This is a genomic window from Actinomadura sp. NPDC000929, from assembly GCF_040492065.1.
In the GTDB taxonomy this organism is placed as follows: domain Bacteria; phylum Actinomycetota; class Actinomycetes; order Streptosporangiales; family Streptosporangiaceae; genus Spirillospora; species Spirillospora verrucosospora.
Map to the genome: position 1 here is coordinate 1 of NZ_JBEUPA010000278.1, position 4,364 is coordinate 4,364.

At 77.4% G+C, this 4,364-nt stretch carries 6 protein-coding genes and 1 pseudogene; 3 read left to right on the forward strand and 4 right to left on the reverse strand.

Annotated features, from left to right (window positions below; genetic code table 11):
• From ABWI04_RS41835 to ABWI04_RS41845, 3 genes and pseudogenes are all read left to right on the forward strand, one after another.
• A pseudogene (locus tag ABWI04_RS41835) lies at positions 1-328 on the forward strand (cobalamin biosynthesis bifunctional protein CbiET); the annotation flags it as partial.
• A complete protein-coding gene (cobM, locus tag ABWI04_RS41840; RefSeq protein WP_345186820.1) occupies positions 325-1,080 on the forward strand; it encodes a precorrin-4 C(11)-methyltransferase in 756 nt (251 codons plus the stop codon). The pseudogene ABWI04_RS41835 and the gene cobM, both read left to right, overlap by 4 nt.
• Entirely contained in the window at positions 1,065-1,787 is a 723-nt protein-coding gene (locus ABWI04_RS41845) for a cobalt-precorrin-6A reductase (protein WP_345186818.1), read from the forward strand. Before cobM ends, ABWI04_RS41845 begins: the two co-directional genes overlap by 16 nt.
• Here the strand turns inward: ABWI04_RS41845 and ABWI04_RS41850 are convergent.
• From ABWI04_RS41850 to ABWI04_RS41865, 4 genes are all read right to left on the reverse strand, one after another.
• Positions 1,778-3,265 (reverse strand): precorrin-2 C(20)-methyltransferase, encoded by a 1,488-nt coding sequence (locus ABWI04_RS41850; protein ID WP_353835877.1) that lies wholly within the window; start codon positions 3,263-3,265, stop codon positions 1,778-1,780. The genes ABWI04_RS41845 and ABWI04_RS41850 overlap by 10 nt on opposite strands.
• Positions 3,265-3,885, reverse strand: coding sequence for a precorrin-8X methylmutase (locus ABWI04_RS41855; protein ID WP_353835878.1), 621 nt, complete (start codon positions 3,883-3,885; stop codon positions 3,265-3,267). Before ABWI04_RS41855 ends, ABWI04_RS41850 begins: the two co-directional genes overlap by 1 nt.
• Positions 3,882-4,253, reverse strand: a complete 372-nt coding sequence (locus tag ABWI04_RS41860) for a ferredoxin-like domain-containing protein (protein ID WP_353835879.1) — start codon at positions 4,251-4,253, stop codon at positions 3,882-3,884. The genes ABWI04_RS41855 and ABWI04_RS41860 overlap by 4 nt, the downstream gene beginning before the upstream one ends.
• Positions 4,254-4,272: 19 nt before the next feature.
• Positions 4,273-4,364 (reverse strand): DUF3463 domain-containing protein (locus ABWI04_RS41865; RefSeq protein WP_353835880.1); only part of this gene is annotated, 92 nt, incomplete at its 5' end.

Sequence of the window (4,364 nt, forward strand, 5' to 3'; positions counted from 1 at the left end):
CCTCGGGGTGCCCGGCGTCCGCGTCGTGGCGGGCCGCGCGCCGGACGCGCTGGAGGGCCTCCCGCCGCCCGACGCCGTCTTCGTCGGCGGCGGGCTCACCGTCCCTGGCCTGCTGGAACGCTGCTGGGACGCGCTCCGGCCCGGCGGGCGCCTCGTCGCCAACGCCGTCACCCTCGAATCGGAGGCCAAAGTGGTCGAGCTCCGCCGGACCCATGGCGGCGAGCTGGTCCGCCTCGGCGTCGAGCGCGCCGCACCGCTCGGCGGGTTCACCGGCTGGCGCCCCGCGATGCCCGTCACCGTCTGGACGACGCGGAAGGACACCCTGTGACGGTCCACTTCGTCGGCGCGGGCCCCGGCGCCGCCGACCTCATCACCGTGCGCGGCCTGAGGATCCTGGAGTCCTCACCCGTCTGCCTGTACGCGGGGTCGCTGGTGCCGGCCGAACTGCTGGAGGCGTGCCCGCCCGGCGCCCGGCTCGTCGACACCGCGAACATGACGCTGGACGAGATCGTCGCCGAGCTGACCGCCGCCCACCAAGGCGGCCTGGACGTCGCGCGGCTGCACTCGGGCGACCCATCGGTGTTCAGCGCGGTCGCCGAGCAGATGCGCCGCCTCGACGCGGCGGGCGTGCCGTACGAGGTCGTCCCCGGCGTTCCCGCGTTCGCGGCCGCGGCGGCCTCGCTCGGCCGGGAGCTGACCGTCCCCGGCGTCGGCCAGACCGTGATCCTGACCCGCACGGCCGTGCGGGCCACCCCGATGCCGGACGGCGAGGACCTCGCCACCCTCGGCGCGAGCGGCGCCACGATGGTGCTGCACCTGGCCGTCCAGCGCATCGAGGAGGTCGCCGCCGAGCTGCTGCCCCGCTACGGCGCGGACTGCCCGGTCGCCGTCGTCGCCCGCGCCAGCCGCCCGGACGAGCTGGTCCTGCGCGGCACCCTCGCCGACATCGCCGCCCGGGTGCGCGAGGCCGGGGTGCGGCGCACCGCGGTGATCGTCGTCGGCCGCGTCCTCACCGCGTCGGCGTTCCCCGACAGCCACCTCTACAGCGCCGGCCGGGACCGGGCGTGCGGCGCGTCCTGATCCTCGGCGGGACGGCGGAGGCCCGCGCGCTCGCGGCCCGGCTGACCGGCGTGCACGTCGTCTCCTCGCTCGCCGGGAGGGTGTCGGACCCGCGCCTGCCCGCCGGCGAGGTCCACATCGGAGGGTTCGGGGGCGCCGAAGGGCTCGCCGCGTGGCTGCGGGAGCACCGGATCGACCGCCTCGTCGACGCGACCCACCCGTTCGCGGAGCGGATGAGCGCCTCCGCCGCGCACGCGTCGCGGCTGACGGGCGTGCCCCTGCTCGCGCTGCGCCGCCCCGGCTGGGACGAGGAGGACGGTGACGACTGGCGGCGCGTCCCGTCCCTGCCGGACGCCGCCGCCGCGCTGCCGGACGGCGCCCGCGCGTTCCTCACCACCGGCCGCCGCAGCCTTCCGGTGTTCGCCGCGCGGACCGATGTGTGGTTCCTCGCCCGGTCGGTGGACCCTCCGGAGCCGCCCGTCCCGCCCCACGTGCACGTCCTGCTGGCGCGCGGCCCCTACACCGTGGACGGCGAGCGCGCCCTGATCCGCGAGCACCGCCTGGACGTGCTGGTCACCAAGGACAGCGGCGGCGCGATGACCCGCGCGAAGCTCACCGCCGCCCGCGAGGCCGGGCTGCCCGTCGTGATGGTCGACCGCCCGGCCCTTCCCGAGGGCGTCGCGGCGGCCGCCGACGTGGCGGCCGCCGCGGCCTGGGCTCAGGGGTAGCGGCGCGGGGTGAAGACCACGCCCCGCTCGGTCACCCGGGTGGCGGACGACCCGACGATGAGCAGGCAGCGCATGTCGACCCGGGCGGGGTCCAGCTCGCCGAGCGTCGTCACCGTCACGCTCTCCTCCGGCCCGCCGACGTCCCGCCCGACGACCACCGGGGTCTCGGGGGAGCGGTGCTTGAGCAGCAGCTCGCGCGCCGCCGGGAGCTGGTGCCTGCGCCGGCTCGACGAGGGGTTGTAGAGGGCCAGGACCAGGTCGGCCTCGGCGGCGGCGGCGAGCCGCCGCTCCACCACGTCCCACGGCTTGAGGATGTCCGACAGCGACAGGACGCAGAAGTCGTGCCCGAGGGGCGCGCCGGCCCGGGCGGCCACGGCCTGCGCCGCCGTCAGCCCCGGCACGACCCGCACCGGCACGTCCGCGAACTCGTCCTCCGCCGCCGCCTCCAGGACGGCCGTGGCCATCGCGAACACGCCGGGATCGCCGGACGAGACGACGGCCACCCGGGCCCCGTCCCGCGCGAGCGCCAGCGCGTGCCGGGCCCGGTCGGCCTCCACCCGGTTGCCGGACCCGTGCCGCCGCTGCCTCGGGTTCGGTGGCACCCGGTCCAGGTAGGGGCCGTACCCGACGAGGTCGGTCGCGGACGCCAGGACGTCCTGCGCCTCCGGCGTCAGCCACGGCCGGCCCGCCGGCCCGAGCCCGACGACCCACACCCCGCCGGCCCCCTCCGGCCGCGCCGGGGGAGGCGCGGCGAACGAGCGCTCCGCCGGGCTCGTCAGCAGCGCGAGCGCCATGTAGGGCACGTCGGCCGGATCGACGTCGGCGAGCGGGAGGACCCGCTGCCGGTCGGTGGCGGCCCGCTCGACGTACCAGCCGTCGCCGAGCCGCCCCGCGTCCTCGAACGCCTGCCTGACCTTGGGGAACGTCCGGCCGAGCTTGAGGACGGCCGCCGCGTCCGCGCTGCGCAGCCGCTCGGCGAGTTCCTCGCCGGCCAGCGTCCCGGGCAGGACGGTCAGCGTCTCCTCCCGCTCCACCAGCGGCCGCCCCGCCGCCGCGGACGCGGCGCTCAGCGACGTCACGCCCGGCACCACCTCGGCCGGGTAGTGCGGTGCGAGCCGCTTGTGCAGGTGCATGTACGACCCGTAGAACAGGGGGTCGCCCTCGCTGAGCACCACGACCGTCCGCCCCGCGTCGAGGTGCGCGGCGAGGCGGGCGGCGCAGTCGGCGTAGAAGTCCTCCAGCGCCCCCTGGTAGCCGCCGGGATGGTCGGTGGTCTCCGTCGTCACCGGGTAGACGAGCTGCTCCTCGATCCGCCCGTCCCGCAGGTACGGCTCGGCGACGGTCCGGGCGATGCTGCGGCCGTGCCGCGCGCAGTGGAAGGCCACCACGTCGGCCTCGCCGATCAGCCGCACCGCCTTCACCGTGACCAGCTCGGGGTCGCCGGGCCCGACGCCCACGCCGAACAGCCGTCCCGCCATCACTCCGCCTCACTGGCGATGGCGTTGACCGCCGCCGCCGTCATCGCGCTGCCGCCGCGCCGCCCGCGGACCACCAGATGGTCCAGGCCGCTCGCGGCGAGCGCCTCCTTGGACTCGGCCGCCCCGATGAACCCGACCGGGATCCCGAGGACCGCCGCCGGGCGCGGCGCGCCCTCCTCCACCAGCTCCAGCAGCCGGAACAGCGCGGTCGGCGCGTTGCCGATCGCGACGACCGCGCCGCCGAGCCGGTCGCGCCACAGCTCCAGCGCCGCCGCGCTGCGCGTGGTGCCGAGCCGCCCGGCCAGCTCCGGCACGCCCGGCTCGCCGAGCGTGCACACGACCTCGTTGCCGGCGGGCAGCCGCGCGCGGGTCACGCCGGAGGCGACCATCCGCGCGTCGCACAGCACCGGCGCGCCCGCCAGCAGCGCCGCCCGCGCCCGCGCCACGACCCCCGGCGACCAGGCCAGGTCCTCCACCAGATCGGTCATGCCGCAGGCGTGGATCATGCGGACCGCGACCCGCGCCACGTCGTCCGGCAGTCCCGACAGGTCGGCCTCCGCGCGGATCGTCGCGAACGACCGCCGGTAGATCTCGGCGCCGTCCCGGACGTAATCGATCACTGCTGTCCCTCCGCCGTCCTCAGCTCGACCGGGCCGCGGGGCATCCCGCAGCGCCGCTCGCATCCCGTCCAGTGGACGGGGGTCTCGGGCGCGCGGCCCAGGCCGTCCACGAAGCGCCGCGCCTCGCCCTGCACGTCGCCGCGCGACTTCGCGCATCCCGGGCTCCCGGTGCAGGCCGTCACGCCCACCCAGGGCGACGCGGGATCGGTCGCGAACCCCGCCGCCGCGAGCTCCGCCGCCGCGCGGCGCGCCTCGTCCCGCTCCAGGTCGCGCACCACCACGCTGCGCCACGGCGTCACCCGCACCTCGTCCGCGACTCCGGCGAGCGCCTCGGCCTGCGCGCCCGACAGCCGGCCCAGCGGAGGCACGGCCTCCAGCGCGGCGAGCCTAGTCCCAGTCGGTCTCGTCCAGGAGTTCCTGGTAGGTCTGCGCGTAGCCGTCCGACATCAGGTAGCAGGGACGCTGCCAGCCGAAGAGGG

Excerpts from the sequence above, each read along its gene's own strand:
- ABWI04_RS41850 (WP_353835877.1), bottom strand. The coding sequence starts at position 3,265 with ATGGCGGGACGGCTGTTCGGCGTGGGCGTCGGGCCCGGCGACCCCGAG.